Here is a 26091-nt window from a genome sequence, read left to right on the forward strand (position 1 = left end):
CTACTCAATGCCCTCCTCCCGTTACCTACCGGCCCTGCTCGTATTGCTTAGCACTACCGTTTTACTCGCGTGCTCAAAGCCCACCACAGACACTGACCCACGAGCACAAGTCAACACGGTATTGACCACCACAGCACAAGCAAACACTGCAACACAACGGCGGCTATTAGGCGTAGTACATGCCCATGCTGAAAGCCCACTCAGCTTTCAGGCCTCAGGAAAAATTCTTGAGCGTCATATAAAAAATGGCGACAGAGTGCACAAAGGACAACTTCTAATGCGTCTTGACCCTAAAGACCTAGAGCAACAACAACGGGCCCAAGAAGCTGCTGTACAGGCCGCTCAAGCACAAAACACTCAAGCCCAAGCTGAGCGTAGACGTCAGGAAATATTAGTCAAAGAGGGTGCCACTTCGCGCCAGGCATATGATCAAAGCGTGCAAGCAGCAAACAGTGCAGCCGCCAACCTACGTGCCGCACAAGCACAGCAGAAGATTGCTCAAAACATGAGTGACTATGCCTTGTTACATGCTCATGCAGATGGACTGATCAGTAGCATTCAAGCGGATGTGGGTCAAGTTATTGCTGCGGGCCAGCCCGTCGCCGTACTGGCGCAAGATGGGCCTCGGGAAATTGAAGTCAGCCTACCAGAGTCTTTAGTAGTCCCCATAGGAAGCCAAGCCCTTGCTTACGATACCGCACAACACGGCTACCCAGCGATCCTCACTGAGCTAGCTCAACAAGCTGATCCACAAACTCGCAGTTATACGGCACGTTTTACGTTAACAAACAAGGAACACTCGCCGCGCTTGGGATCCAGCATGTGGCTAGACCTCGCTATGCATCCGGTTCAAACTGAATATAGGGTGCCGCTCACTGCTATCTATGACTCAGGAACAGGGCCTGGCGTGTGGCGGATAGACGCTGAAAACAAAGTGCGTTTTGAGCCCGTAACGATCGTGCGCATGGACGTGGAACATGCCTACCTAAGCCAAGGCCCTGATACTTCAGCCTCCATTGTGGCGGTGGGAGCAGCGCTCTTGCATGAGGGGCAGCTTGTACAACCCAAAGCAGAACAAGCGGTGCGTCCATGAAGATACCAAACCTATCCGCTTTGGCGGTACGCGAACAGGCTATTACCCTATTTCTGATTATCGCGATTAGCCTGTCGGGTATCTATGCTTTCTTTAAATTAGGGCGAGCAGAAGATCCCGCTTTCACCGTAAAGGTATTAACGGTAACGACCCAATGGCCCGGTGCCACCGCTGAGGAAATGCAGGACCTGGTCGCTGAGCCACTGGAAAAGCGCACCCAAGAACTAGAGTGGTTAGATCATGTAGACAGTTATAGCTATCCAGGCCTTAACTTGATGGTGGTGCTACTTAAAGACTCTATGCCACCGCAACAGGTAGAAGACCAGTTCTACCAACTGCGTAAAAAGCTGCAGGACGAACGACCTTTACTGCCTCAGGGTGTACAGGGGCCATTTATTAACGACGAATACTCCGACGTCGCCTTTGGACTATATGCCTTACAAGCACCCGGGTATCCTGATCGACTACTGAGTCGACAGGCTGAACAAATACGCTCAGAGCTGTTGCGCATACCAGGCGTACAAAAGATCAATATACTGGGCGAACAAGCCGAAAGAATATACATTAATCTAGATGAGGCACGACTGCATGCTTTAGGTATAGACCTAGGTGCGCTGATCCAAACCCTACAAAACAATGCGAATATTCAAGCCGCCGGCACGTTACAAACTCATGGGCCGAAAATAGAAATTCGCCTAGATGGCGGTCTGCAGCATGTTCAGGATATCGCAAACCTCACCCTGCAAGTTGGAGAACATAGCCTGCGGCTGAGCGACATTGCTCATGTTGAACGTGGCTACGCTGATCCCGCTAGTTACGTCACCCGCTATCAACGAGATTCAGCTTTAATACTAGAAATTATTATGAAGGCTGGCTGGAATGGCCTAGAGCTTGGCCAGTCCCTGCAAACAGCCCAAAAAAATATTAATGCCCAGTTGCCTGTAGGGTTCAGCCTTCAGACCGTCAGTGATCAGTCTGTCAATATCAAACAAGCTGTCGATGAGTTTATGCTCAAGTTTTTTGCCGCTTTAGGAGTGGTCATGCTGGTAAGCATGCTCAGCATGGGATGGCGGGTAGGCATCGTAGTATCGGCAGCCGTACCCCTCACTCTGGCCATCGTCTTTATTATCATGCTGTATACAGGCAAAGACTTTGATCGCGTCACCTTAGGCGCACTCATTATTTCATTAGGTTTACTAGTGGATGACGCTATCATCGCCATTGAAATCATGCTGGTAAAGATGGAGTCTGGCCTAGATAGGTTTAAAGCTGCCGCCTATGCTTGGAACCACACCGCAGCGCCCATGCTGTCTGGAACCTTAGTCACTGTCATTGGTTTTTTACCAGTTGGCTTCGCGCGCTCCTCTTCGGGCGAATACGCTGGTAATATTTTTTGGATTTTGGCCATCGCTTTACTCGCATCTTGGGTAGTAGCGGTGGTTTTCACCCCCTATATGGGAGTAAAGCTACTACCCAATATCACTCCCCACCCCGAGGGCTCGAATGCTCTTTACCATACCCGTAACTACCAACGCTTACGCCGCACTATTGCGTGGTCGGTCCAACATAAATATCTAGTCAGCGCGGTGGTGCTGGTCTCTTTAGTGTTGTCGGCTGTTGGCATGCGTCTGGTACAACAGCAGTTTTTTCCTACCTCTGATCGCCCCGAACTCCTAGTAGAAATTCAACACCCTCTGGGGACCAGCATAGCCAACACACTAGCTACCACTAAAACGGTAGAAGACTGGCTGGCTCAACAAAGCCAAACCACCTTACAAACCAGTTACGTTGGCCAGGGTGCCCCACGCTTTTTCCTTTCTTACAATCCAGAACTACGGGACTCGGCGTTTGCCCGTATAGTGGTGCTCACCCCCGGGCACGCAGAGCGCGACACGCTGATGCATAATTTTAGACTAGCTATCGCACAAGGGTTAGCGCCCCAAGCTAGAGTGCGAGTTAGTCAATTAGTATTTGGCCCTGCGACGAACTACCCGATTGAGTTTTTAGTGAAAGGGCCTGACCCAAAAAAATTACGCGAACTTGCGCAAGAAGTGCAAACGCTGATGCGGCAACACCCAGCCATGCGGCAAATCAATGCCAACTGGGGTGAGCAAGCACCTACGTTACGCCTGAAACTAGACCAAGCACGATTAGAAGCACTAGGCCTAGATCGCACCGCCTTGGCTCAACAGCTTTCCGTACATAGCGGAGGCCTAATTGTTAGCGAATACAGAGAAGGCATACGCCATATGCCTATTGTGGTCCGCAGCGCACAACATCTTGAGCACTCTACTGAGAGCTTGGCCGACATTAGTATCACTAATAAGCGGGGGCAAAAAACCCCCCTGTCGCACATTGCGCAGCTTAGTGTGGAGTCCGAAGAGGCTTTATTGCAGCGGCGCAATCGCATTCCCACTATGGTTGTTCGGGGCGATATTGACGATAGCGTGCAAGCCTCAAGTGTTGCCCATCAATTACTCCAAGACTTTCAGCCTTTTATCACCTCCTTACCAGACGGCTACAGCTTAGAACTAGCAGGCATTACGGCCGAGTCTGATAAGGCCAATGAGGCCTTGGCACCTCTTTTCCCCATCATGATTGTGCTGATGCTATTGGTCATTGTGATTCAAGTACGCTCGCTCTCAGCCATGATAATGGTTTTTCTTACTGCACCCTTAGGTCTGATTGGTACTGTGCCTGCATTGCTGTTATTCCAACAACCCTTTGGCTTTACTGCCATACTCGGGTTGATAGGCTTAGCAGGAATACTCATGCGCAACACCTTAATTTTAATCGGGCAAATTAATACCAATCGCCAGGCTGGTGCTAGTCCCTACGATGCCGTGATAGAAGCTACCGTACAACGTGCTCGCCCTGTTGTGCTAACCGCATTAGCTGCTGTACTAGCCTTTATACCGCTCTCTTTTTCAGTATTTTGGGGATCTATGGCCATCACTCTCATAGGCGGGACAACCGTCGGAACTCTATTAACTTTACTTTTTTTACCTAGTCTTTATGCTATTTGGAACAAAATTACGGTAACAAGTACCTAAACCTTGCACGATTCTAATTTTTATGTAAATAATGTTTCTTATCATTATCTTATTTACGGGAGGTTCTTATGCAGCATAAATTAAATCAGCCTCCCGCTATGTCACGCGCATTTAAGCAGGCTATCTATCAAGTACACAGCCCAGTTGACCTAGTAGAACTACGAATAGGGAAAGTGTCTGGTAGCTTGCGCAAACACATGCAAGCTTTAGGTATTAAACATGCCGCTATTATCAGCGCTTACAATCCTCAAGCACAACTAACCGGTGACAACTTAAATCGTCACGCTCATAGCACTCTCTTGCAAGCAGTTGAAGCACTACAGCTACCGTGGTGGCCCGCTGTTAACATCGACCCCAGTGGAGGCTGGCCTGCTGAGCCTAGTATTATGATCTTGGGGATCACTGTAGACCAAGCTCGTTGGCTGGCAAGACGATTTAGACAATTAGCCTTTGTGAGCATAGGGCCACGCGCCGTACCCAAGCTAAACTTCGTCCAGCAACATATGCCTAGTTTTAGCAAAAAGAATGCCGCCCTCCCGCAAACTGAAACAGCAGTGCCCCTAGTGAACGCACTGAAACACTAGATGGGCGTGCGCTAAACAAAACACAACACCTATTAGTAATTGAGGCTGGCCATCAGTCTCCTTAGGCTAAGGCATTCTCGTACAACATTACATTCAGAGCCCTCTATACAAACTCCTTAGAAAGACTTCCATGCCTACTACGAAGTCGTTTTATTCACAACACAGCATCACAGAAACATTTAGACACGCTAATTAAAGTAACCATTTGATACTGCCATTTAGGCACACTTAAAAGGTAAATAGTGGAAATTAGCCTAATCCATTGATTTCATTTCGTAACAAAGAATAAAACTGTCGTGTCGATCGCGTTTCTTTTTTTGTCATTCGACGGTGGCCTACATAGCATGCTTCTTATCGTCTAAGGAGCACCTATGCATCTGCCTACTAATAATTGGACAATCAATAAAGTCCTAGCGCTTTACGAGCTACCGTTTATGGATCTACTGTGGCAAGCTCAAACTGTTCACCGCAGTAATCACCCCGCCAATCACGTGCAGTTATCTAGCCTGTTATCCATCAAAACAGGAGCCTGCCCAGAAGATTGCGCCTATTGCCCTCAATCTTCTAAACATAATACTGAACTAGAACAAGAGCCACTACTGGATCTACCTACTGTGTTGCAAGCCGCTCAACAGGCAAAAGAACAGGGAGCCAGTAGATTCTGTATGGGGGCTGCGTGGCGCTCACCCACCGAGCACCAATTAGATCAAGTGATTGAAATGGTTAGCGCCGTAAAAAATATGGGGCTAGAAACCTGCGTTACGCTAGGTATGCTAAAAGACGGACAAGCTGAACGACTCAAAGCCGCCGGTTTGGATTACTACAACCACAACCTTGATACATCCCCTGAGTTCTATGGGCAGATCATCAGTACCCGAACCTATCAAGACAGATTAGAGACACTGGAGCGCGTGCGTGATGCTGGGCTCAATACCTGTTGCGGTGGTATCTTGGGAATGGGAGAAACGCGGCGTCAACGGGCCGGATTGTTAAGCCAATTGGCAAACCTACAACCTTACCCTGAGTCTGTCCCTATCAATCAACTGGTCAAAGTTCCTGGTACACCACTGGCGGAAACAGAAGACTTAGATCCTTTTGAGTTTGTACGTACTATTGCCGTTGCCCGTATCCTGATGCCAAAAGCCGTTATTCGTCTCTCAGCAGGCCGTGAAAACATGGACGACAGTACACAAGCACTGTGTTTTTTGGCTGGAGCCAGCTCTATTTTTTATGGCGAGCAACTGCTCACTACCGCCAATCCACAATTTAGTGCCGATCAAGCGCTCTTCCAGCGACTGGGTCTACACTCTCAGACTACGTTGGAAAAAGACACACCCCCCACTGCCCCAGCGCGCCCCAGCACTTATCAGGCCGCGCTAGAAACTCTTTAAGCATTTATTATGTTTACACTCATTAGCAGTATCAGTTGCAGTGTTGCGGTCTCCATCTTGCTGAAAATCGCTCGACAACGCAATATTGACGTGGCTCAAGCCATTGCAGTGAACTACCTGGTTGCTGTCAGCCTAGCTATGTTTTTACTCAAAGCAGAGCCCCTCTCGTTATTTCAACCAGCTACTCCGTGGTGGATACTCATTGCCTTAGGCGTTTTACTGCCCAGCATCTTTCTTGCCATGGCCGCCGCAGTTAAACATGCAGGAATCGTTCTAAGCGATGCAGCTCAACGCCTGTCACTATTTATTCCTCTTATCGCCTCATTTGTCTTATTTGGCGAAGCTTTGGGAACACAAAAGCTCACAGGGATTGCCCTAGCATTGTGTGCTTTGTTACTGCTGCTACACAAATCCTCGCAACACGAACAGACAGGCCACACTAAGGCCGGCGTAATGAGCTTACTGCTGGTATGGGTAGGCTACGGGGTCATTGATATTTTATTCAAGCAGTTATCTAAAAGTGGAGCCGCTTTCCCCAGTAGCTTAGCCTTGACTTTTAGTCTAGCTGGCGTGCTCATGTTTGCCTACTTGCTTTATAAGCGTACCCAGTGGAACCAACAAAGCCTATTTGCTGGCCTAGTGCTAGGATTGTTGAACTTTGGCAATATTTACTTTTATATCCGAGCTCACCAAACCTACCCAGAGAATCCAACATTGGTGTTTTCAGCCATGAATATTGGGGTGATTTCTTTAGGCGCTTTAGTGGGAGCGGGCTTTTTCAAAGAGAAACTCTCGATCGCCAATATCATTGGTGTCGTCTTAGCAGTAGTCGCCGTATTAGCGCTTATTCCGCGCTAATAGCACGGCAAATCGGTGGCTTTCTTCATAGCGGATCAACGGTGGTTGGGCCGCTGCAAAACCACTGAAACCCACAGCAATATAGGTTTTTTGGTGTTAACTATCGTCCGCGTTCCTATACCGCTTGAATGGGCTAGCTACTAGAACGAAAGCCCATTAACTTGGCTGCAAACTAGGTCTGGTTTTTACTCAGTCTTTATTTTCTCTTCAGGCGTGACAGCCGCAATATTTTCGACAGGCGGCTCGGGCATCTCTGCATGCTCGTCCGCTATCGCCTGCTCTACCGCCGCCAGCCTTTCCTCCAACGGAGGAAGGTCGTCAAAAACAGGGTCATGTGAAACGTCAGAGACTATGTCTACCCTAGGATCCAGTGCCACGGCAGCGGCAGAACTCTGTAAGCTGTCGGGCATAGGTACATAATTCGTTGGTGCATCTTGACTTAGGTGGTCACCCAATATTTTTTGTGGACGTACCAGCAAAATTAATGCTAAGCCACAAGCCGCCACAAACACATAGAACCAACCGTTGCTTAAATAGCTCATGAGAAGGCCTGCCAGCAAGGGGCCCGTACAAGCCCCTAAGCCATATACCATATATAAAATGGCGCTTAAGCCGACGCGACGATCGGGATCAACGTTATCGTTCGCAAAAGCTGCTCCTAAGGGATAAAGCGTAAACTGCAGCACTCCAAACAAAGCAGAAAACACCAATAATCCCCAATAAGGCACGGTAAGCCAACCCCAAAGCGGTATTGCCAGCGCCAAAACACACGCTGCATTCAACCGAATTAACAACACCCGATTGACTCTGTCCGCCAACCAACCCACCGGCCATTGTGCTAGCACCCCAGCGGCTACCGATACCGCCACGAACATCGCTGCTTGCTCGTTACTTAAGTTAACGCGTACGGCGTACACCGGGGCTAAACCATAAAAAGCACCGGTGAGCATACCCGCCACTAACAACACCATCATGGACAACGGGACACGCTCTAAATAGTACTTAGCATTAATAGGCGCAGGTACCTGTAAAGGCGGAATATTACGACGTGTCAGGGCCACAGGCACCAAACTAAAGGCCGAGCAAATCGCCACAAACACTAACGGTTCAAAATTCAAATAAGGGAAGAAAGTGAGTGATAACTGCCCTAAAACTGTTCCTAAACTAGAAAACACCATGTAAATGGCAAAAATTGTCCCGCGCTGCTGATTATCTGTTTGTGCGTTTAGCCAGCTCTCTATGCCCATAAACTGCACAACCATGGCAGCCCCGGCCAGGAAACGCAAAATGAGCCACACCCACATAGGGCTAATCAATATCTGGGCCAACACACAGATCGTAACAATGGCGGCGCTGGCGGTATAAGCACGTATATGCCCCACACTCATAATCAGCCTGTGCCCCATTCGAGCACCAAACACCAACCCCAGGTAATACACCGCAATCAGACCGCCCACCCACACCTCAGATACTGAGATGGCCGTCAAACGTACACCCATATAGGTGTTAAATAGGCCCGAACTCATCAACAACACGAGGGTGGCGAAATAAAGCGAAGAAAAACCCCGTATGGATACAGACATAGATCAACCTTGGGCAGAGACAAACAGGCCGGCACGTAGCCGGCTCTGCAACAAACGGTGGTATTAGGCCATATAGGCCTATTAGTAGTTTACGCTTTTACTTGTGCAAGCAAAGTAGCAGCGTCACTTTTGTCTAGTCCACCGCCATCATCAATATTGAGAGACGTTACCACACCGTCATCCAACAAGGCGGAGAAACGTTTGCAACGCACGCCTAAACCTTTGGAGCTTAGGTCAAACTCTAGTCCTAGCTTACGAGTCCAGTCAGCGCTGCCATCGGCCAACAAACGAATTTTTCCATTGACGTTTTGGCTGCGGCCCCATGCGCCCATAACGAAGGCGTCATTGACGGCAACGCACCAAATCTCATCGACGCCCGCAGCTTTAAACTCATCTGCTTTAGCTAAAAAGCCAGGTAAATGCTGTTCAGAGCAAGTAGGAGTAAAAGCGCCCGGTACGGCAAAAACAGCTATTTTTTTACCTTTGACCAGATCTGAGACCTGAAATGTATTTGGCCCTACTGCACAGGTATCAGTAGCCGTCTCGATGTATTCACCCAGGCTAGCATCAGGTACGTGATCACCAACTTTGATAGACATATGGTCTCCATGTCAAATAATAAAGCTGCTATGCAGCGACTTCCAAAACCATATGATACCGATAAGCCGCTCGACACCAAAGTGCCCGACGGTAGCGATATATATAAAAATGTGTCGTGCTAGCAAAAAAGGGGTCGAACAAATTTTCTACCCCTTTACTGATACCACAGAAATGATGAATGAGGTATTACACCCCCCCCCTCAGTCGGGCTGTATATAATATTAAGCGTAAAATACTTAGCCCAACGACCTTACCAGGAGACACGATGAGTTCTGCTCCCAGCACTACTTCCGAACCAGACTTACAACTCAGCCATCTTGACGAGCATGGCCAAGTGCGCATGGTGGATGTGAGCGGTAAGGCCCTAAGCAGCCGTAGTGCTACGGCTATCTGTACGGTACGACTTAGCGCAGCCGCCTTTGACTTGCTGGATGCCAAAAAAAATGCCAAAGGTGAAGTGCTTAATACGGCCCGTGTGGCAGGCGTGCTTGCTGCCAAGCGTTGCGCTGAGCTCATTCCTATGTGCCATAGCCTGCCCCTCGACTTTATTGGTATAGAGTTTAGTAGCGATACCGAACAAAAAGTCATTCATATCACAGCCACATGCAAGACTCGCTATACCACTGGCGTAGAAATGGAAGCCATGACTGCTTGCAATATTGCGGCATTAACTATTTACGATATGTGTAAAGCGGCCGATAAAGGCATCGTGATAGAGCAATCTAGACTGCTCGAAAAAACAGGCGGTAAAAGTGGCACTTGGCGCGCAACCCTCTAACCCCTTTATCTGGTGCAACTGGAGACCCTAATGAACAAACAAATCACCGTGTTGTACTTTGCTCAGATTGCGGAACAACTTGGCATACGCCAAGAGTCTTGGGACTGGCCCGAGAACGCTAACGTTGATCAATGGCTGCAAAACTTATATCAGCGCCATCCTATCACTGCCACGATACGTGGTCGCTTGAAGGTGGCGGTCAATCAGCAATATGCCAACGCGCACACCCTAATCCAGGCGGGCGACGAGGTCGCTGTGTTTGAGCCCGTCACCGGAGGATAATTTATGAGTTTGGTACGCATACAAACAGAGGACTTCGATTCTGGCTTACTTAACCAGCATTTGCGGCAACTGAGTGCCGGACGCGCTGGCGCACAAGTAAGCTTTATCGGCTACGTGCGTGACCACGCCGAACACATGCAAACAGCCAGTCTTTATCTGGAGCATTATCCTGGCATGTGCGAGCGCGAAATACATGCGCTTTGCGCTCACGCAAAGCAACGCTGGGACATTCTTGATACTGTAGTGGTACATCGAGTTGGTGAGCTTCAGCTTACCGATCAAATTGTGTATGTGGGGGTGAGCAGCGCACATCGCTCAGCTGCCTTTCATGCGTGCGAGTTCATTATGGATACACTGAAAACACAGGCACCTTTCTGGAAACGCGAAACTCTCAAAGACGGTCAACAGTTCTGGGTTGAACAGCGTGATAGCGATGCAGAAAAAACGGCCTATTGGTTGGCCTAAATACAAGCGAGTTTCATTATGGCTAAAGCAAAAACTGATCTCCCCCCCGCACGTCTCAACATCGCCGTACTAACCGTTTCAGATAAACGTACAGCCGCCGATGACACAGCGGGCGACTACCTACACGAGCAACTTCTCACCGCTGGTCATCACTGTCTACAGCGTGCCATTAGCCCCGACAATCTATATGAGCTAAGACGCGTACTGAGCAATTGGATTTGTGACGATCAATTGCACGTCATTATCACAAATGGTGGCACTGGTTTCAGTCATAATAAGTCCACGATTGCTGCCGTTAGCCCTTTGTTAGATCATTCTATACGAGGCTTCGGTGAACTCTTTCGCCAGCTCTCTTATGCCCAAGTGGGCAGTGCCGCACTACAGTCTGATGCACTTGCGGGAACGGCCAATGGCAAATTTATTTTTTGTCTTCCTGGATCGCCCAAAGCCTGCCAACTTGCATGGGAAAGCATTTTGCACGAACAGCTCAACAGCACCTACCGTCCTTGCAACTTTGCCTCTCACTTTGTTGCCTAAGACTCACTTACTACACTGGCTTACATGATTGATTTTGATCTTGCTCAGGCTCGCCTAACCGACGCAGGCACAGCCCCTAAGCAGCACGAAACTTGCTCTCTTACCCTTGCTCTTGGCCGCGTGCTAGCACAAGATATTATTACTCGGCTAGATATGCCGCCGGCCGATAACAGTGCCATGGATGGATACGCGGTATGTTGGGAAGACTTACAAGCCAGCGCTAGCCTTCCTATTCAAGCACGCGTTTACGCTGGTGATGTCCCACCCGCCCTGATCCGTGGACAAGCCATACGAATCTTTACCGGCGCACCGATACCTGCCAACGCTGATACAGTCATCATGCAAGAAAACTGTAGCGAGCAAAACGGGCACGTCCTTATCAATGAGCCCTCGCCTCAAGGCGTCAACATCCGCCGCCGCGGTGAAGATATGCAAGCAGGCCTGCCACTTATTGCTGCAGGAACCGTCCTGCACTCTGCCCATATCGCCCAGCTTGCCGCTCAAGGTATTGCCAGCATCACTGTCTATCCTAGGCTCAAGGTAGGCATACTAACCACCGGCGATGAGCTTACCGCCCCTGGTTTAGCGCTACCGCCAGGTCATATTTACAACTCTAACGCTGCCATGCTGCAAGCCCAACTAGCCGATCTGGGGGTGCACGAAACGGATCACCTGCATGCTAGTGACAGCCTAGAAAGCATACAAAACGCTCTTCAAACACTGAGCACAAACTGTGACATGGTGCTCACTGTAGGTGGCGTGTCTGTAGGCGATAAAGACTTTGTGAAGCCTGCTATCGAGGCTGCTGGTGGAAAGCTGGATTTATGGAAAGTCAGAATGAAGCCAGGCAAGCCACTGGCTTTAGCGTATTTGAATAGTAAACCTATGGTGTGCTTACCTGGTAACCCTGTGTCGTCGTATGCTGTGTTTACCTTGATGGTCTCGCCACTTATTCGCGGCCTCCAAGGGCGACACGAGCGTCATGCGCGCCTTTCTAAAGGGAAAATACAGCTAGATAAGCCATGGTTCAACGAGCGCGAGGACTTTATTCGCGTTCAAGCCACTTATGCACCAGACGGTCAACTGCTGTTGCAACCCTTTCGCAATCAGGGCTCGGGAGTCATTAGCTCGCTACCTTGGGCAAGCGGCTTAGCCCGCATGCCTTCTGGGGTACAAGTACACACCAACACTTTGGTGGATTATTACGACTTCGCCTACTGGCGCCACTAAATAGGCTGTCTTTGGCGCAAGGCAAGAATACGCTCTGCTTGCGCCAAATCTGCCCCTGTATTGACGTTTAAAAATACGCCCTCGTCCAGATCAGCACAATCTACCGCCTGAGCCTGCACCTGCTGTAAAAACAGCATTACTTTACGCTCACCTTCCAGTACATACTGGCGCACGGTTGGCGCTAAATCCTTATGAATGACCATGCACAACGGATGCATGCGAGCCGCTTGCACATACGCAACACCCGAAGAGCCATGCTGGGCGGCACTCGATAAGCGGGCATACACCGCGCCTGATATCAAAGGCAGGTCTACGGGTGCAACGTAGGCCCATTGGTGTGACAAATGCGTCATGCACGTGGCCAAGCCCGCCATCGGACCTTGGTAAACGCCCAAATCCGGCTCATCTGCATGCACTGCGCCATAGACACAATACTCGTTAAGATAACGATTAGCACTAATCAATATTTGCTGAGTATAGGTGTGCAACAGCTGCGCCGTGTGCGCCACCAAGGGCTGCCCAGCCAGTCTCAATAAGCCCTTATCGACTTGCCCTGTAGGGTCAAAACGGCTTGCCCGCCCCCCAGCTAAGATAATGCCCGCTGCCGATAATGTCTCCATCAGCCACCTATGTAACTCATTTCAATTTTTGGCCGCGCCACCTGTTCTGTACCGCGTTGCTCAGAATAGCGATCACGACGATTTGACCAGACCCCATGAATGTAGGCCGCTAACTGACTATCCGTGCTGCCGCCACGTATCATGGCTCGTAAATCGTATCCCTGCGAGGCAAATAAGCAAAGATAAAGCTGTCCTTCGGGTGACAAACGTATACGGGTACAGTCACCGCAAAAAGGCTGCGAGACGCTGGTAATCACACCAATCTCACCGCCGCCATCTTTATAGCGCCACCGCGCAGCCACTTCCCCGCGATAATGAGCGTCGACCTGCTCCAGCGCAAACTCGGCACCAATACGGCCAACAATTTCTTGCCCCGTGATCACTTCATCCCAATTCCAGTTATTGGAGCTGCCTACATCCATATACTCAATAAAACGCAGAATATGGCCACTATGACGAAAGTAACGCGCCATAGGTAAAATCTGGTCATCGTTTAGGCCTTTGCGCACCACCATATTCACTTTCACCGGGGCCAGACCCACCGCGGCAGCCTCATCAATTCCCTGAAGCACCGTCTGTACGGTCACGTTACTATCACTTAAGTGGGTGAAGCGGACATCCTCTAATGCATCTAAGCTAACAGTGACCCGATGCAGCCCTGCCTCTTTCAACACTTTCGCCTTGCTTGCTAACAAGGTGCCATTGGTCGTTAGAGCCAACTCTACCGGCTCACCCTCAGGTGTACGCAACAAGGCTAAACGCGAAATGAGCTGTTCAATGTTCTTGCGTAGTAAAGGCTCCCCACCCGTTAGCCGTATTTTTCGCACACCTAAGGCCACACATTGTATGGCTACACGTTCAATTTCCTCTAGGGTGAGCAATTCACGCTGAGGCATAAACTGATAATCTGCCCCAAACACCTCTCGCGGCATACAGTAGGTACAACGAAAGTTACATTTATCGGTTAATGAAATCCGCAGATCCCTGAAAGGACGGTGCCATTGATCTAAAGGCTGTACCAATTGCCCCGTATTGGCTCGCACGCTAGGAGCGGATTTAGGCTGTTTAGTCACCATTCGTCGTACTCACCGCTAACTGATAGCTGAAATATGTTTGCTTATACATAATTTTTATTCCAAGGTGGAGGACCACGATGTCGCCAGTGCTTGCTGCAAGGTAAGCACTTGCCCTATACCTTGTGCGTCATAACCCACTAAATTGTCCATGTAATCGCGATAAGCAAGGCTCGTAATGAGCGACAATAACGGCTCTAGCGCACCACTTTCTATGCGCTCAATATGGCAAGCGAAAAAATAACGCTCTTGTGCCAAGGGTATAAAGTCCAAGCCACAGCGCCAAGCGGCTGTTTCCACCCCCAAACCTACATCAGCCATGCCACTGGCAATATGAGCAGCCACAGCCATATGCGTGAGTTCCGTCGTTTCGAAGCCCAAGATTTGGCCGCTGTCTAATTGCAACTGCTGCAAAATAGCACTTAATAAATAACGTGTGCTAGATCCCATCTGACGATTTACAAACCGTACATCAGGACGCACTAAATCAGCCACCCCTTCAATTCCCTTAGGATTACCCGCCTCGACAAACAAACCCGTATTACGAGTAGAAAGATAAATAAGCCGATGATGCTCTGGCGACAAGTACTCCGTGTAGGCGCGTAACACACAGGCCTCATGCTGCCCCTTGGGCAACTGAAAGCCTGCCACATCACAATCGCCGCGTTGGAGCGAGGCTAAGGCTTCCACGGCTGTTCTATAGCGCAACTCTAAGGGCAGCGCCTCTTTTTCGTTCGCTAAGCGCATCAAGCCCTCTACGGCAAAGCCATGACTGGCCTGCAAACGTAAACGCTCAATGGAAGAACTGTACAAACGTGCTAGTTCTTCTTGCAGTTCCGAGGCAAAGCTTTCTAAAGTGGGTGTAAGGCGTGCCTCTAGGCGGCGGTTTGCCCAAAGCAAACGCCGCGCGAATTCGGTCAGCTTAGTGCCCTTACGTCGCGAAGTTTCTAACAAACTTGCCTCAAACTGCTTTTCTGCTTCGCGTAACAAGCCCCAAGCATGACGGTAGGAGAGATTACAGGCCTTACTGGCACCAGCAAGGTGTCCCAGTGATTCAATTGCACTCAGCAGCCGCAATACGTCAGCCATCGACATTTCTATGCCGTCAGCGTTCTCAAGCAACCAATCCGAGCGTAGCCTGGCTTTATATTTGAAGTTAGCCATGGTCTGCGTTGGTAGTAATGTGTTTTCGATTTACATGCTTGTTAAAGCATATTGCCTTCATTATATATGTGAAATTTAGCTTATTGAAAAAGTCGGTTTTCCTTTGTAGATTAGGCATATAGCGCAGAATCACTATATGTAAAAAATTACATATAAACACGGAGACGTACGGCTGTTTTCACAGTCTGCTAGATACTACTATGCATATCCCCTCTAACCCGCATGAACTGGGGCACGGCCCTGATGCCGCCCTTGATATCGCTTTGCAAGCTGTGGAAAAACACGCCCAGCAGCGCGGCCCTCTGTTGCCCATTTTGCACACCATTCAAGACAGCCTAGGGTATATACCTGATAGGGTTATCCCCTGCCTAGCTGAGCACTTACATCTATCCCGCGCAGAAATTCATGGCGTAATTAGTTTTTATGCGCATTTTCGTACTCAGCCTCCCGCCGCGAACATCCTTGAGGTTTGCCGAGCTGAAGCCTGCCAAGCGATGGGAGGCAATGCCTTAGCCGACCACGTTAAACGTCGTCTGAGTTGCGACTTTCACGCTCAAAGCAGTGATGGTCGTGTCAGCTTAGAGCCTGTGTATTGCTTAGGTCTCTGTGCACAGTCACCGGCAGTGATGCTCAATGGCGAACCACATGCCCGCATGACGCCAGAAAAACTGGATGCGCTCTTACAAGCACAAGGAGCCCTAAAATGAGCCAAACTATTAAAGTGTATGTCCCTAAAGACACTGCTGCCCTAGCGGTTGGGGCAAATACTGTCGCTGCTCAAATACAGCAAGAGGCTCAACAGCGTGGAATGAGCATTCAGCTTATCCGTAACGGCTCACGTGGCATGCTTTGGCTTGAGCCGTTGGTCGAAGTGGAAACACCCGAAGGCCGTATCGCGTATGGCCCGGTCGACCCAGGCGATGTTCCTTCCTTATTCGACCAGGGCTTCTTAAACGGGCAACCGCACCCACTGGCTCTTGGACTCACTGAGGCCATCCCTTATTTACGCCAACAAGAGCGTCTAACCTTCGCGCGCGTCGGCATTACCGACCCCACCTGTTTGAGCGACTACCAAAGCCATGGTGGCTTTGCAGGGCTATCCCGAGCCCTGAGTATGGAAAGCATCAGCATTGTAGACATGGTGACCGACTCCGGCCTGCGTGGGCGAGGAGGGGCTGCTTTCCCTACGGGCATTAAATGGCGAACCGTTCTCAACACATCAGCCGTACAAAAATACGTAGTCTGCAATGCCGATGAGGGTGACTCGGGAACGTTCTCTGATCGTATGTTGATGGAGGGCGACCCCTATTGTCTGATCGAGGGCATGACGATTGCTGGCCTAGCGGTTCAAGCTACTTACGGGTATATCTATGTGCGCTCTGAATACCCTTACGCTATCGAGGCACTAGAAAGCGCGATTCGCAACGCTCGTGAAGCCGGTTGGTTAGGGAAAAACATTCAAGGCTCGGGGAAAGAATTTGATCTAGAAGTACGCAAAGCTGCCGGCGCGTATATTTGTGGAGAAGAAACCGCACTGCTCGATAGCCTGGAAGGCAAACGGGGCGAAGTACGCGTCAAACCCCCTCTGCCTGCGATTGAGGGACTATTTGGCTTACCTACCGTAGTCAATAACGTCGTTTCCTTAGCGTCGATTCCGATTATTCTTGCTAAAGGTGCGGACTATTATCGCGACTATGGTATGGGTCGCTCCCGTGGCACCCTAGCCTTTCAACTCACCGGCAATCTACAGCAGGGCGGCTTGGTCGAGAAAGCCTTCGGTGTGACGCTACGCGAGCTGCTCTATGACTATGGTGGTGGCAGTGCCAGCGGACGCCCCCTACGTGCCGTTCAGGTAGGCGGACCACTAGGTGCCTATTTACCCGAGCATCAATGGGATGTGCCGCTTGACTACGAATCCTACATGCAGATTTCTGCCATGGTTGGGCACGGTGGCTTAGTCGCCTTCGACGACACCGCAGACATGTCCCAGTTAGCGCAATATGCCATGGAGTTCTGTGCCATAGAGTCCTGTGGAAAATGTACGCCCTGCCGTATAGGCTCTACACGAGGCGTAGAAAGCCTACAAAAAATTCGTCGTCGCGAGCAGACAGAGACTCAAGTGGAGTTATTACGTGACCTATGCGACACCATGATGGCCGGCTCACTGTGCGCCTTAGGCGGCATGGCCCCCTACCCAGTTTTGTCCGCGCTCAATCACTTTCCGCAAGACTTCGGCCTGCCTGTTGCCGAAGCAGAAACAACCCAGACCAGCGCCTGACAAGGAGCTTGCCATGCTAGAAACCGTATTGATCCGTGACCGAGACTTCGGCACACCAGAATCCCTACATACTGAAGTCGTCAGCTTGACGATAGACGGTCAGATACTCGAAGTGCCTGTAGGCACCTCTGTAATGCGTGCCGCCGCCATCGCGGGCATTCATATTCCTAAACTATGCGCCACCGATAGCTTAGAAGCCTTTGGCTCCTGTCGCTTATGCTTGGTGGAAATTCAAGGGCGTCGCGGCACACCAGCTTCTTGTACTACTCCTGTTGAAGCTGGCATGGTGGTACAGACGCAAAATGATCGCTTGCAAAAACTACGCCGCAACGTGATGGAGCTGTACATCTCCGATCACCCGCTCGACTGTTTAACCTGCCCCGCTAATGGCAACTGCGAACTGCAAGATATGGCCGGAGTGGTAGGACTGCGCGAGGTGCGTTATGGCTATGAGGGAGCTAACCACCTAGAAGACAGCACGGATAGCTCCAACCCTTATTTCGCTTACGACTCAAGTAAATGTATCGTCTGCAATCGTTGTGTTCGAGCTTGCGAAGAAACGCAGGGCACCTTTGCTCTGACAATAGATAGCCGCGGTTTTAGCTCTCGCGTTGCAGCCGGCCAAAATCAAGACTTTTTAGAAAGTGATTGTGTCTCCTGCGGCGCTTGCGTACAAGCCTGCCCCACCTCATCGTTGATGGAAAAGTCTGTTATAGAGCTGGGTCAACCAGAACATGCCGTCATCACCACCTGCGCTTATTGCGGCGTGGGCTGTGGGTTTAAAGCGGAAATGAAAGGTGATCAAGTGATCCGCATGACCCCCTGGAAAGACGGTAAAGCCAATCGTGGCCATGCTTGCGTAAAGGGGCGCTTCGCATGGGGCTATGCCACCCACCCAGACCGTATGCTTAAGCCCATGATACGCAAAAGCATTCATGACCCATGGCAAGAAGTCAGTTGGGACGAAGCCTTCGCTTATACCGCCTCTGAGTTCAAACGCATACAACAACAGTATGGTCGCGACTCCATTGGCGGAATTACCTCGTCTCGCTGCACTAACGAAGAAACCTATCTAGTTCAAAAACTGGTGCGTGCTGCTTTTGGAAACAACAACGTCGATACCTGTGCGCGTGTATGTCACTCGCCCACGGGGTACGGCCTTAAAACCACTCTAGGTGAGTCGGCAGGCACCCAAACTTTTGATTCAGTCGAGCACACAGACGTCGTCATCGTTATTGGTGCCAATCCCAGCGCCGCCCACCCTGTGTTCGCCTCCCGTTTGAAAAAGCGCTTACGCCAAGGCGCTCGTCTCATCGTTATCGACCCACGCCAAACAGAACTGGTTAGCTCCCCGCATATTAAAGCAGACTATCACTTGCCATTAACGCCGGGAACCAATACCGCTTTGCTTACAGCCTTAGCACATGTGGTTGTAACCGAAGGTCTGCTCGATCAACAATACATTAACGAGCGATGTGAGCCAGAGGCATTTAACGAGTGGCGAGACTTTGTCAGTCTTCCAGAAAACTCGCCAGAAACCATGGGGCCAATTTGTGGTGTACCCGCTGAAGATATACGAGGCGCGGCCCGTCTATATGCCACGGGGGGTAACGGATCTATTTATTATGGCCTAGGCGTGACCGAGCACAGCCAAGGTTCGACTACCGTTATGGCGATTGCTAACCTTGCCATGGCAACTGGAAATATTGGGCGCGAAGGCGTAGGTGTCAACCCCTTGCGTGGACAAAATAACGTGCAAGGGTCCTGCGACATGGGCTCTTTCCCTCATGAGTTCCCAGGCTATCGTCATGTGTCCGACGATGCAGTAAGGGCTCAGTTTGAGCAGGCTTGGGACGTCTCTCTACAGTCTGAACCAGGCTTGCGCATCCCGAATATGTTTGATGCAGCGCTCAGTGGTTCGTTTAAGGGTTTGTATTGCCAAGGCGAGGACATCGTGCAGTCTGATCCTAATACCCAGCATGTCGCCGCCGCCATGGAGGCCATGGAGTGTGTAGTGGTACAAGACTTGTTCTTGAACGAAACCGCCAAGTATGCCCATGTCTTTTTACCGGGCTCCTCCTTCCTCGAAAAAGATGGGACCTTCACCAATGCGGAACGCCGCATTTCACGTGTACGCAAAGTCATGGAACCCAAAGCGGGCATGGCTGACTGGCAAACCACCTGCGCGCTGGCTCAAGCCCTGGGCTACCCCATGCATTACGACCACCCAAGTCAGATCATGGATGAAATAGCACGCCTTACCCCCACCTTCTCGGGCGTTTCCTATACCCATATTGATGCTTTAGGGGGGAGCGTTCAATGGCCCTGCAACGAGCAAGCTCCTGCAGGCACCCCCACCATGCATATTGACAAGTTTGTACGCGGCAAAGGACGCTTTATTCCCACTAAGTATGTGCCCACCGAGGAGCGTAGCAATCGCAAATTCCCATTGCTGCTGACTACCGGCCGCATCCTTTCCCAGTACAACGTTGGCGCTCAAACTCGACGTACCTCCAACACGGCCTGGCACTCCGAAGATCTACTGGAAATACATCCCCAAGACGCCGAAGATCGTGGCATACGCAGTGGTGATAGAGTTTCAGTAAAAAGTCGCGCCGGGGAAACCGCCTTACGTGCCACCGTTACCGAGCGTGTGCAGCCTGGAGTGGTTTACACTACCTTTCACTTTCCTGAGTCTGGCGCCAACGTTGTCACCACCAATAACTCAGACTGGGCAACCAACTGCCCCGAGTACAAGGTAACAGCGGTACAGATTCAACGTGTCACGCAGGAGTCCGATTGGCAAGAGCGTTGGAGTGACTTTGATCACAAGCAGCAACGCTTGCTAAAAGGTGAGTCTCTGACTGATGAGGCTAATACCTCTGACACGGTGTTGCAACCCGAACTAAGTCCACAGGTCTAATATGACTGAGTCTACTGCCCCGTCCTATCAACGCTCGCACAGCACCGGTCTGGTGTGGCGTCAATCCAGGCCTGCGCCTGACGAACTTGCGCCCGCGCTAGCCGAGCAATATGACAGTTTGGCAGTAGAGTCTCCCGTGGCTTTAGAGTACAACGGCATCAGTCATAGCGCCCTATTAGCCAGCCCAGACAATCTAGACGATTTAGCCTACGGTTTTTCTTTCACGGAAGGCATCATACGTCACGCTGATGACATCCTCGATGTACAACTCCAAGAGGGTGAGCACGGTTACTTATTACAAATAACGATAGCTAATGCTTGCATGCATCAGCTTAAAGCTCGTCGACGTCAATTGGCCGGCCGAACAGGTTGTGGCTTATGTGGTTTAGAAAGTCTAGACGAGGTGCGTAGGGACTTACCTGCTGTGCGGCCTCCACAACACGCCCCTACCACACAGGCTATTTTTCACGCCTTGGACCAAATGCGTGATAAACAGGCACTGCATTTGCTCACGGGAGCAACGCATGCCGCCGCCTGGTGCTCGTTAGCAGGTGAAGTACTGATTGTGCGTGAGGACGTAGGTCGTCACAACGCCCTAGATAAACTATATGGGCATTTATTGCGCCACCATATAGACCTACAACAAGGCATGGTACTGATATCAAGCCGAGCCAGTTTTGAAATGGTGCAAAAAACGGCTGCTATGGGCATTGCTTTTTTAGTGGCCGTATCGGCCCCGACTTCTTTCGCCTTGCAACTAGCACAAGAGCTAGGAGTCATGCTGGCTGCTTTTGCGCGTCACAGCGGTTTTACGCTATATAGCCACCCGCACTATCTACAGCGGGATACTCCTCTTTCACTACCGAGCACAGTATGAATATAGAACCTCTTATTCCCATGGCTAACCGAATTGGTGAGTTTTTTGAAACCATGCGCAATCGCGAGCAAGGTATGCAAGAAATTGCTCATCACATTCGTAGTTTTTGGGATCCTCGAATGCGCAGCGCATTACTGAGCTTTATCGAGTTGCATCCAGATGGTCAAGGCCCTGAGGGCTGTCTGAGTCCAATCGTGCTAGAGGCAGTACAAAGCCATGCCGCGCAACTACAACCTAAAACATAAAATCGTAGAGATAAAAAAAGCGGCTCAGTAAGAGCCGCTTTTTCACCTACCAATGCTTAGTCGTTTTCTTTAACGCGATAGACCAACACGGTGTTTTTAGCCATGTTAAGGACTTTAATTGTGACGCTTCCTAGCAATAAGCGCGACAAGCCACTACGGCCATGACTACCAATAAAAATCAAGTCGCAGCCTTCTTCGTCTGCCGCCTGAACCACGCCATCGGCCACGTTGAAATTAGAAACAGATTTGCCTATTGCTTTGACGCCCGCGGTTTCAGCACGGTCGAGTACTTGACGCAGATATTTTTCTGATTGCTCGCGCGCTGTTTTGTCGTAGTCCTCATCGGTGATGGCGTACGCGGCAGCCATACCATCGAAGCCAACAGTAGCAGCAAAGGGCTGCGTAACGTGTAGAGCAACAATTTCAGCACCTATTTGACGGGCAAATGTAACGCCCTTGTTGGCTGCTTGAGCGGATAATACCGAACCATCGGTAGGGATTAAAATCTTCTTAAACATATGCAATACCCCCTTTGAAATAGACTATAGACAGCTTAACGTCTGAGTGGTGAGAAACCAAGCCCGTTTCACATCACCTTTGATTAACATCAGTTAGTTTGAGTAGCGTGATACAAAATAGAGCAGCGATTACCACTGCGGCAATAGGCTAGCACGGGTTGAGGCAGGGTTTCGAGTAGATCAGCAAAATTATTCACATCTGCTGCAGTAATTGCATTGCCTGCTACCGGCTGATAACACGCCTGTAAACCCACCGCCTCAGCGGCAGCCATGACATCTGCTGCTAAAGGCTGTTCGGCCCCGCCTTCAAAATCAGGACGATTAATAATAACGCTTTTAAAACCGGCGGCAGCAACCGCTTGCATATCTTCAGCCGTCAACTGAGGCGACACAGCAAAGTTTTCAGACAAAGACTTGTAGGGGATAGACATAACAACTCCAAATTCGCAATTACACTACAGTGGTAAAGGAAAAATAGTATGACCAGTAGCACGACGATGCAAGTAACTTATCCACACTCCCTTTCTGCTAACTTCACCTCTGAAACCATGCTGATACGTGACGTACAAGCCGAAGATTTCGAACAAATTCAAGCTATCTATGCGTACCACGTGCTGCATAGCACCGCTACGTTTGAAGAAGTCCCACCATCGATAACAGAGATGCGACACCGCTACGATGACATACAGCAAGCAGGGCTGCCTTACTTGGTCGCGGTGTTGAATGAACAAATCGTAGGCTATGCCTATGCGGGTCTTTACCGCTCTCGAGCGGCTTACCGCTTCACTCTAGAAGACTCGATCTACTTGGCTCGCGGCCAAATTGGCAAGGGCTTGGGTAAGGCCCTGCTAAAAGAGCTGCTAGTACGTTGCGAACAGGGCCCGTGGCGCCAAATGATAGCGGTGATTGCTGGTCATGACAAACATGAGTCCATCGGTTTGCATAGAGCATTAGGCTTTGTTCACGCAGGCACCCAAGTAGCCACAGGCTATAAATTTCAACAATGGATAGACGTAGTCTTTATGCAACGCGCTTTAGGGGCTGGCAATAGCACACCACCCACACCTGAGGATTGAATTCAGTTGCTCTACGCCAAGGTTAACTCATGCTGCGCTAACCACTGCCGCATCTGTGCGCTTTTCAGCACCTCATATTCGGCTACCCGTTGCGCCCCTAAGACATCGCCCTCGACACTCTGTGTCGCTGGATGACACATCATCGTGTCACCATGCTGCATTAAGCTTAACCAATACTGCACCCACTGAGCATAAGCCTCACGCCCACCAGAAAAATCATAGACTCCGGTAAAGGCTGCATTCATGGTGACGCGTTTAGCGATCGCCAAACGAGCCAGTTCAGTTGCCCCTAAGGCGGCGATGATACGCGGCTTAACTGTGGCTTTACTGCGCCCTTCTGGTGTATTGATGCGTTCTGCACCGGTATAGCGTAACCAAGGCGGATTCGCGGCATAGCGTTGCTCTATTTGCGCTAACAGAAGCTCGCGTATTTGCGGCAGTTGGTGCACATGTTGGTGGCCGTCAATATAATCCGGCACTTGTTGCATATGCCGTTCAAATAAGTCTAATTGGTGCGCGATACTAGCCTTTATTTTTTCTATGGGCAAGCACCGTAGATAGGCGAGCACGATGAGTTTTTTTAGTGGCCAAATAGCTTGAGAGGAGTCGCTCAGGCGTTCCGTAAAATTCAGATGCAGCCCCTTTTGACCTGGAGCTTGGCGTAGGCTTGGCACCGACACTTGGAACGAGCGGCCATCCACTAAACAAGACGTACCACTCAATCTTTTACTGGCTAACAACTCTACAATACTGCTATCGATTGCTTGATCTTGACCGAAATCGTCAGCACAAATACTAATTACTTTTCGCATGCCCATCTTTATCCTTACATAACATGCCACGACAGCTATTTTTCTTCATTTTAATTGGCTCTTTAGCGGCTGGCGTTCATTGGGGCGCTGTTGTATTGCTGGTCAGTCATGCGCACGTGCCTCCCCTATGGGCCAACCTGATAGGCTGGCTGGCTGCTTTCACCGTCTCGTTCGGCGGCCACTATACCTTAACGTTCACCCAGCATAGCATTCCATTTCTTACCGCGCTGCGGCGTTTTTTCCTAGTGTCTGCATTAGGCTTTGGAGTCAATGAAAGTGCCTATGCTGTCTTGCTACATTACAGCTCGCTTTCCTATCAGTATCTGCTCGCCGTGGTATTAGTAGCGATGGCTTTTGTCACCTTTGTTTTAAGTCGAGTGTGGGCCTTTGCGCACAAATAGCCTGAATCTGCTCTCTGGCAACATGGTATAAAACCAGACGTTTATCTTGGTAACTGGGTTTTAGCGGCTCCAACCAAGAAAGCCCCTGTACATGGTCAGGACTGCTGAGCAACCAATAATTATTACTGGCCTGCCCAGCCTGACATAGACGCGTCACAAAGTCTGACTCTTCTATGAGCTGCATGTTCATATTGTTAGGCTCGAACTGGGCGGCATCATACAACTCTTGTCGCCACGTATCGACACGCTGTCGGCCAAGCTCAGACCAACTTCCTACCGCGACAGTTGGCATTTTATCCGCTAAGTAGTAATTTAAATCAAAACGATATAAATCTAAATAAACAAGCTGATCAGACGGTTGCCGTGCGGCAGCAATAACACTCGCTACCATCCGGCTAGTAGACGGTGGCATCAATATCACTCCTGCCACAGCAGTGCCGCACACGCCGATTCCAATCAGGGTCAATATATTTAAACTACGCTGTGCTTTTGCTGCACTATTGCGTTGGACCCAGAGCAGGTACCCCTCGGCCATAAAATAAATAAAAGGCGCTACTGCTGGTAAAACATACCCTATCAGCTTGGAGCTAGGGAGCGAGAAGAACACTACAACCGTTAATAACAGCGTAAGCATCAGCCCTTGTACACTACCCACCGTAGACGCCTGCCGGCATGCGCACAAGCGTAGGCCCAACAGACCCGAAAACGGAAGGCAAGCCACTGGCAACACCAACCAATAAAACCAAAATGGATTAACGTTATTAAAGCTACTTTCTAAGAAACGATGAAAGTGCTGATAAACAATGTAATAGTCGAAAAAGCCTGAATAATAACTTTGCATAGAAAGCATCCAGGGCAAGGCTATGACAACTAAAAGAGCAATGCCTGGCCAATAAAGTAAACGCGCTAGGCTATCCCAACGCGTGCGCCCAACTAACCAAAAAAACATTACTCCTGCAGGTAAAACAATACCAATTAAACCTTTTGCTAAAAACCCCATGCCTAGCAGCGCATACGCCAAGCACAAAGAACGTTTATAAGCTTGACCTGCTTCGTAAGAAAAAACACTATGTGCAGCCGCCAAGACTGTCAGCACCAACAATGCCCCTATCGTCATATCCAAATTGGCGTAATGAGCTCCTCCAAACAAAAAAGGAGTGACTGCAAGAAATAAGGTCTGTATTCCCGCCAATTTTAAAGACTGGTACTTTTTACAGAAAGCGTGCATGCCAGCAACCAATAAGCTAGCAAATAAGGCTGAGACAAGCCGGGCAGCTAATGCGTTGTGTCCAAATAACTTTAATGAACAAGCTGTTAGCCAATAAAACAAGGGAGGCTTATGAAAGTAAGGCAGACCGTCCAATCTAGGTACCCAGAAGTCACCACTTTGTATCATGTACCAGGCCACGCCGACATAGCGGCCTTCATCGGGGATAAGTAAAGGATACAGTCCTAGGGTGGGCACATACCACCCTAGCATCAATACCATAATAACCAGGCTCGATTGAGCTCCTAAAAACTCACTGAAACGCCATGCCCACGGCGTTAACAATAGGCTAGGCCAAGACGTAAAATGGCGTTTTAAGTACGCAACAACACGGACTCTTGACATGAAGAAAGGAGGGGGAGCTAGACTTTAGTTGACTCTGC

The 26091-nt window shown here is 49.9% G+C and carries 26 protein-coding genes; 17 read left to right on the top strand and 9 right to left on the bottom strand.

Annotated elements, in window-relative coordinates; all coding sequences use genetic code 11:
• Window positions 1–7: 7 nt before the first annotated feature.
• The 5 genes from OSH01_RS00940 (at window position 8) to OSH01_RS00960 (ending at window position 6979) form a co-directional block, all read left to right on the top strand.
• Complete coding sequence (locus OSH01_RS00940; protein WP_266122177.1) at window positions 8–1093, top strand: efflux RND transporter periplasmic adaptor subunit; 1086 nt, start codon at window positions 8–10, stop codon at window positions 1091–1093.
• Complete coding sequence (locus OSH01_RS00945; protein WP_266122178.1) at window positions 1090–4146, top strand: efflux RND transporter permease subunit; 3057 nt, start codon at window positions 1090–1092, stop codon at window positions 4144–4146. The genes OSH01_RS00940 and OSH01_RS00945 overlap by 4 nt, the downstream gene beginning before the upstream one ends.
• A 68-nt stretch (window positions 4147–4214) precedes the next feature.
• Window positions 4215–4730 (top strand): DUF3293 domain-containing protein, encoded by a 516-nt coding sequence (locus OSH01_RS00950; protein ID WP_266122179.1) that lies wholly within the window; start codon window positions 4215–4217, stop codon window positions 4728–4730.
• 371 nt (window positions 4731–5101) lie between these two features.
• Window positions 5102–6121: a biotin synthase BioB gene (gene bioB / locus OSH01_RS00955; protein ID WP_266122180.1), complete on the top strand. Its 1020-nt coding sequence runs from the start codon at window positions 5102–5104 to the stop codon at window positions 6119–6121.
• A 9-nt stretch (window positions 6122–6130) separates the two neighbouring features.
• Entirely contained in the window at window positions 6131–6979 is an 849-nt protein-coding gene (locus tag OSH01_RS00960) for an EamA family transporter (protein ID WP_266122181.1), read from the top strand.
• A 185-nt stretch (window positions 6980–7164) separates the two neighbouring features.
• Here the strand turns inward: OSH01_RS00960 and OSH01_RS00965 are convergent, their stop codons facing one another.
• Both OSH01_RS00965 and OSH01_RS00970 read right to left on the bottom strand, forming a co-directional pair.
• Window positions 7165–8562 (bottom strand): MFS transporter, encoded by a 1398-nt coding sequence (locus tag OSH01_RS00965; protein ID WP_266122182.1) that lies wholly within the window; start codon window positions 8560–8562, stop codon window positions 7165–7167.
• 89 nt (window positions 8563–8651) lie between these two features.
• Window positions 8652–9161 (bottom strand): peroxiredoxin, encoded by a 510-nt coding sequence (locus OSH01_RS00970; RefSeq protein ID WP_266122183.1) that lies wholly within the window; start codon window positions 9159–9161, stop codon window positions 8652–8654.
• A 266-nt stretch (window positions 9162–9427) separates the two neighbouring features.
• Between OSH01_RS00970 and moaC the strand changes: the two genes are divergently transcribed.
• From moaC to OSH01_RS00995, 5 genes are read left to right on the top strand one after another with little or no spacing between them, the layout of a single operon-like run.
• Window positions 9428–9940 (top strand): cyclic pyranopterin monophosphate synthase MoaC, encoded by a 513-nt coding sequence (gene moaC, locus OSH01_RS00975; protein ID WP_266122184.1) that lies wholly within the window; start codon window positions 9428–9430, stop codon window positions 9938–9940.
• Between the two features lie 30 nt (window positions 9941–9970).
• Window positions 9971–10222: a molybdopterin converting factor subunit 1 gene (moaD, locus tag OSH01_RS00980; RefSeq protein WP_266122185.1), complete on the top strand. Its 252-nt coding sequence runs from the start codon at window positions 9971–9973 to the stop codon at window positions 10220–10222.
• 3 nt (window positions 10223–10225) lie between these two features.
• Window positions 10226–10687: a molybdenum cofactor biosynthesis protein MoaE gene (locus OSH01_RS00985; RefSeq protein WP_266122186.1), complete on the top strand. Its 462-nt coding sequence runs from the start codon at window positions 10226–10228 to the stop codon at window positions 10685–10687.
• 18 nt (window positions 10688–10705) lie between these two features.
• On the top strand, window positions 10706–11224 hold the full coding sequence (locus tag OSH01_RS00990; RefSeq protein WP_266122187.1) for a molybdenum cofactor synthesis domain-containing protein: 519 nt from the start codon (window positions 10706–10708) through the stop codon (window positions 11222–11224).
• 24 nt (window positions 11225–11248) lie between these two features.
• Window positions 11249–12454, top strand: a complete 1206-nt coding sequence (locus tag OSH01_RS00995; protein WP_266122188.1) for a molybdopterin molybdotransferase MoeA — start codon at window positions 11249–11251, stop codon at window positions 12452–12454.
• On the opposite strand, the gene mobA is transcribed toward OSH01_RS00995, so the two are convergent.
• Genes mobA through OSH01_RS01010 form a run of 3 tightly spaced genes read right to left on the bottom strand, consistent with a single transcriptional unit; the run spans window position 12451 to window position 15311 of the window.
• Window positions 12451–13074, bottom strand: coding sequence for a molybdenum cofactor guanylyltransferase (mobA, locus tag OSH01_RS01000; RefSeq protein WP_266122189.1), 624 nt, complete (start codon window positions 13072–13074; stop codon window positions 12451–12453). The genes OSH01_RS00995 and mobA overlap by 4 nt on opposite strands.
• Window positions 13074–14150, bottom strand: a complete 1077-nt coding sequence (gene moaA, locus OSH01_RS01005) for a GTP 3',8-cyclase MoaA (RefSeq protein WP_266122190.1) — start codon at window positions 14148–14150, stop codon at window positions 13074–13076. The genes mobA and moaA overlap by 1 nt, the downstream gene beginning before the upstream one ends.
• Window positions 14151–14204: 54 nt before the next feature.
• Window positions 14205–15311, bottom strand: coding sequence for a substrate-binding domain-containing protein (locus OSH01_RS01010; protein WP_266122191.1), 1107 nt, complete (start codon window positions 15309–15311; stop codon window positions 14205–14207).
• Between the two features lie 200 nt (window positions 15312–15511).
• Here OSH01_RS01010 and OSH01_RS01015 point away from each other — a divergent pair, with 200 nt between their 5' ends.
• From OSH01_RS01015 to OSH01_RS01035, 5 genes are read left to right on the top strand one after another with little or no spacing between them, the layout of a single operon-like run.
• Window positions 15512–16018: a formate dehydrogenase subunit gamma gene (locus OSH01_RS01015; RefSeq protein WP_266122192.1), complete on the top strand. Its 507-nt coding sequence runs from the start codon at window positions 15512–15514 to the stop codon at window positions 16016–16018.
• Entirely contained in the window at window positions 16015–17589 is a 1575-nt protein-coding gene (locus OSH01_RS01020) for a formate dehydrogenase beta subunit (protein WP_266122193.1), read from the top strand. The genes OSH01_RS01015 and OSH01_RS01020 overlap by 4 nt, the downstream gene beginning before the upstream one ends.
• 13 nt (window positions 17590–17602) lie before the next feature.
• Complete coding sequence (fdhF, locus tag OSH01_RS01025) at window positions 17603–20512, top strand: formate dehydrogenase subunit alpha (RefSeq protein ID WP_266122194.1); 2910 nt, start codon at window positions 17603–17605, stop codon at window positions 20510–20512.
• A 1-nt stretch (window position 20513) separates the two neighbouring features.
• On the top strand, window positions 20514–21389 hold the full coding sequence (fdhD, locus tag OSH01_RS01030) for a formate dehydrogenase accessory sulfurtransferase FdhD (RefSeq protein WP_266122195.1): 876 nt from the start codon (window positions 20514–20516) through the stop codon (window positions 21387–21389).
• Window positions 21386–21634, top strand: coding sequence for a formate dehydrogenase subunit delta (locus tag OSH01_RS01035; protein ID WP_266122196.1), 249 nt, complete (start codon window positions 21386–21388; stop codon window positions 21632–21634). The genes fdhD and OSH01_RS01035 overlap by 4 nt, the downstream gene beginning before the upstream one ends.
• 56 nt (window positions 21635–21690) lie before the next feature.
• Here OSH01_RS01035 and OSH01_RS01040 read toward each other — a convergent pair whose 3' ends face one another.
• Window positions 21691–22152: a universal stress protein gene (locus tag OSH01_RS01040; RefSeq protein WP_266122197.1), complete on the bottom strand. Its 462-nt coding sequence runs from the start codon at window positions 22150–22152 to the stop codon at window positions 21691–21693.
• Between the two features lie 89 nt (window positions 22153–22241).
• Entirely contained in the window at window positions 22242–22583 is a 342-nt protein-coding gene (locus tag OSH01_RS01045; protein WP_266122198.1) for a TIGR01244 family sulfur transferase, read from the bottom strand.
• A 48-nt stretch (window positions 22584–22631) separates the two neighbouring features.
• Here OSH01_RS01045 and OSH01_RS01050 point away from each other — a divergent pair, with 48 nt between their 5' ends.
• Entirely contained in the window at window positions 22632–23228 is a 597-nt protein-coding gene (locus OSH01_RS01050) for a GNAT family N-acetyltransferase (protein WP_266122199.1), read from the top strand.
• Between the two features lie 11 nt (window positions 23229–23239).
• Here the strand turns inward: OSH01_RS01050 and OSH01_RS01055 are convergent, their stop codons facing one another.
• Complete coding sequence (locus tag OSH01_RS01055) at window positions 23240–24040, bottom strand: ChbG/HpnK family deacetylase (RefSeq protein ID WP_266122200.1); 801 nt, start codon at window positions 24038–24040, stop codon at window positions 23240–23242.
• Between the two features lie 23 nt (window positions 24041–24063).
• On the opposite strand from OSH01_RS01055, the gene OSH01_RS01060 reads away from it, so the two are divergent.
• Window positions 24064–24441 carry a GtrA family protein gene (locus OSH01_RS01060; protein ID WP_266122201.1) on the top strand — a complete coding sequence of 126 codons (378 nt, stop codon included), beginning with the start codon at window positions 24064–24066 and terminating at the stop codon, window positions 24439–24441.
• Here OSH01_RS01060 and OSH01_RS01065 read toward each other — a convergent pair.
• Window positions 24398–26053: an ArnT family glycosyltransferase gene (locus OSH01_RS01065; protein WP_266122202.1), complete on the bottom strand. Its 1656-nt coding sequence runs from the start codon at window positions 26051–26053 to the stop codon at window positions 24398–24400. The two genes, OSH01_RS01060 and OSH01_RS01065, sit on opposite strands and share 44 nt — an antisense overlap.
• Between the last annotated feature and the right edge of the window lie 38 nt (window positions 26054–26091).

It is taken from the genome of Alcaligenes endophyticus (assembly GCF_026344035.1).
In the GTDB taxonomy this organism is placed as follows: domain Bacteria; phylum Pseudomonadota; class Gammaproteobacteria; order Burkholderiales; family Burkholderiaceae_B; genus Alcaligenes; species Alcaligenes endophyticus.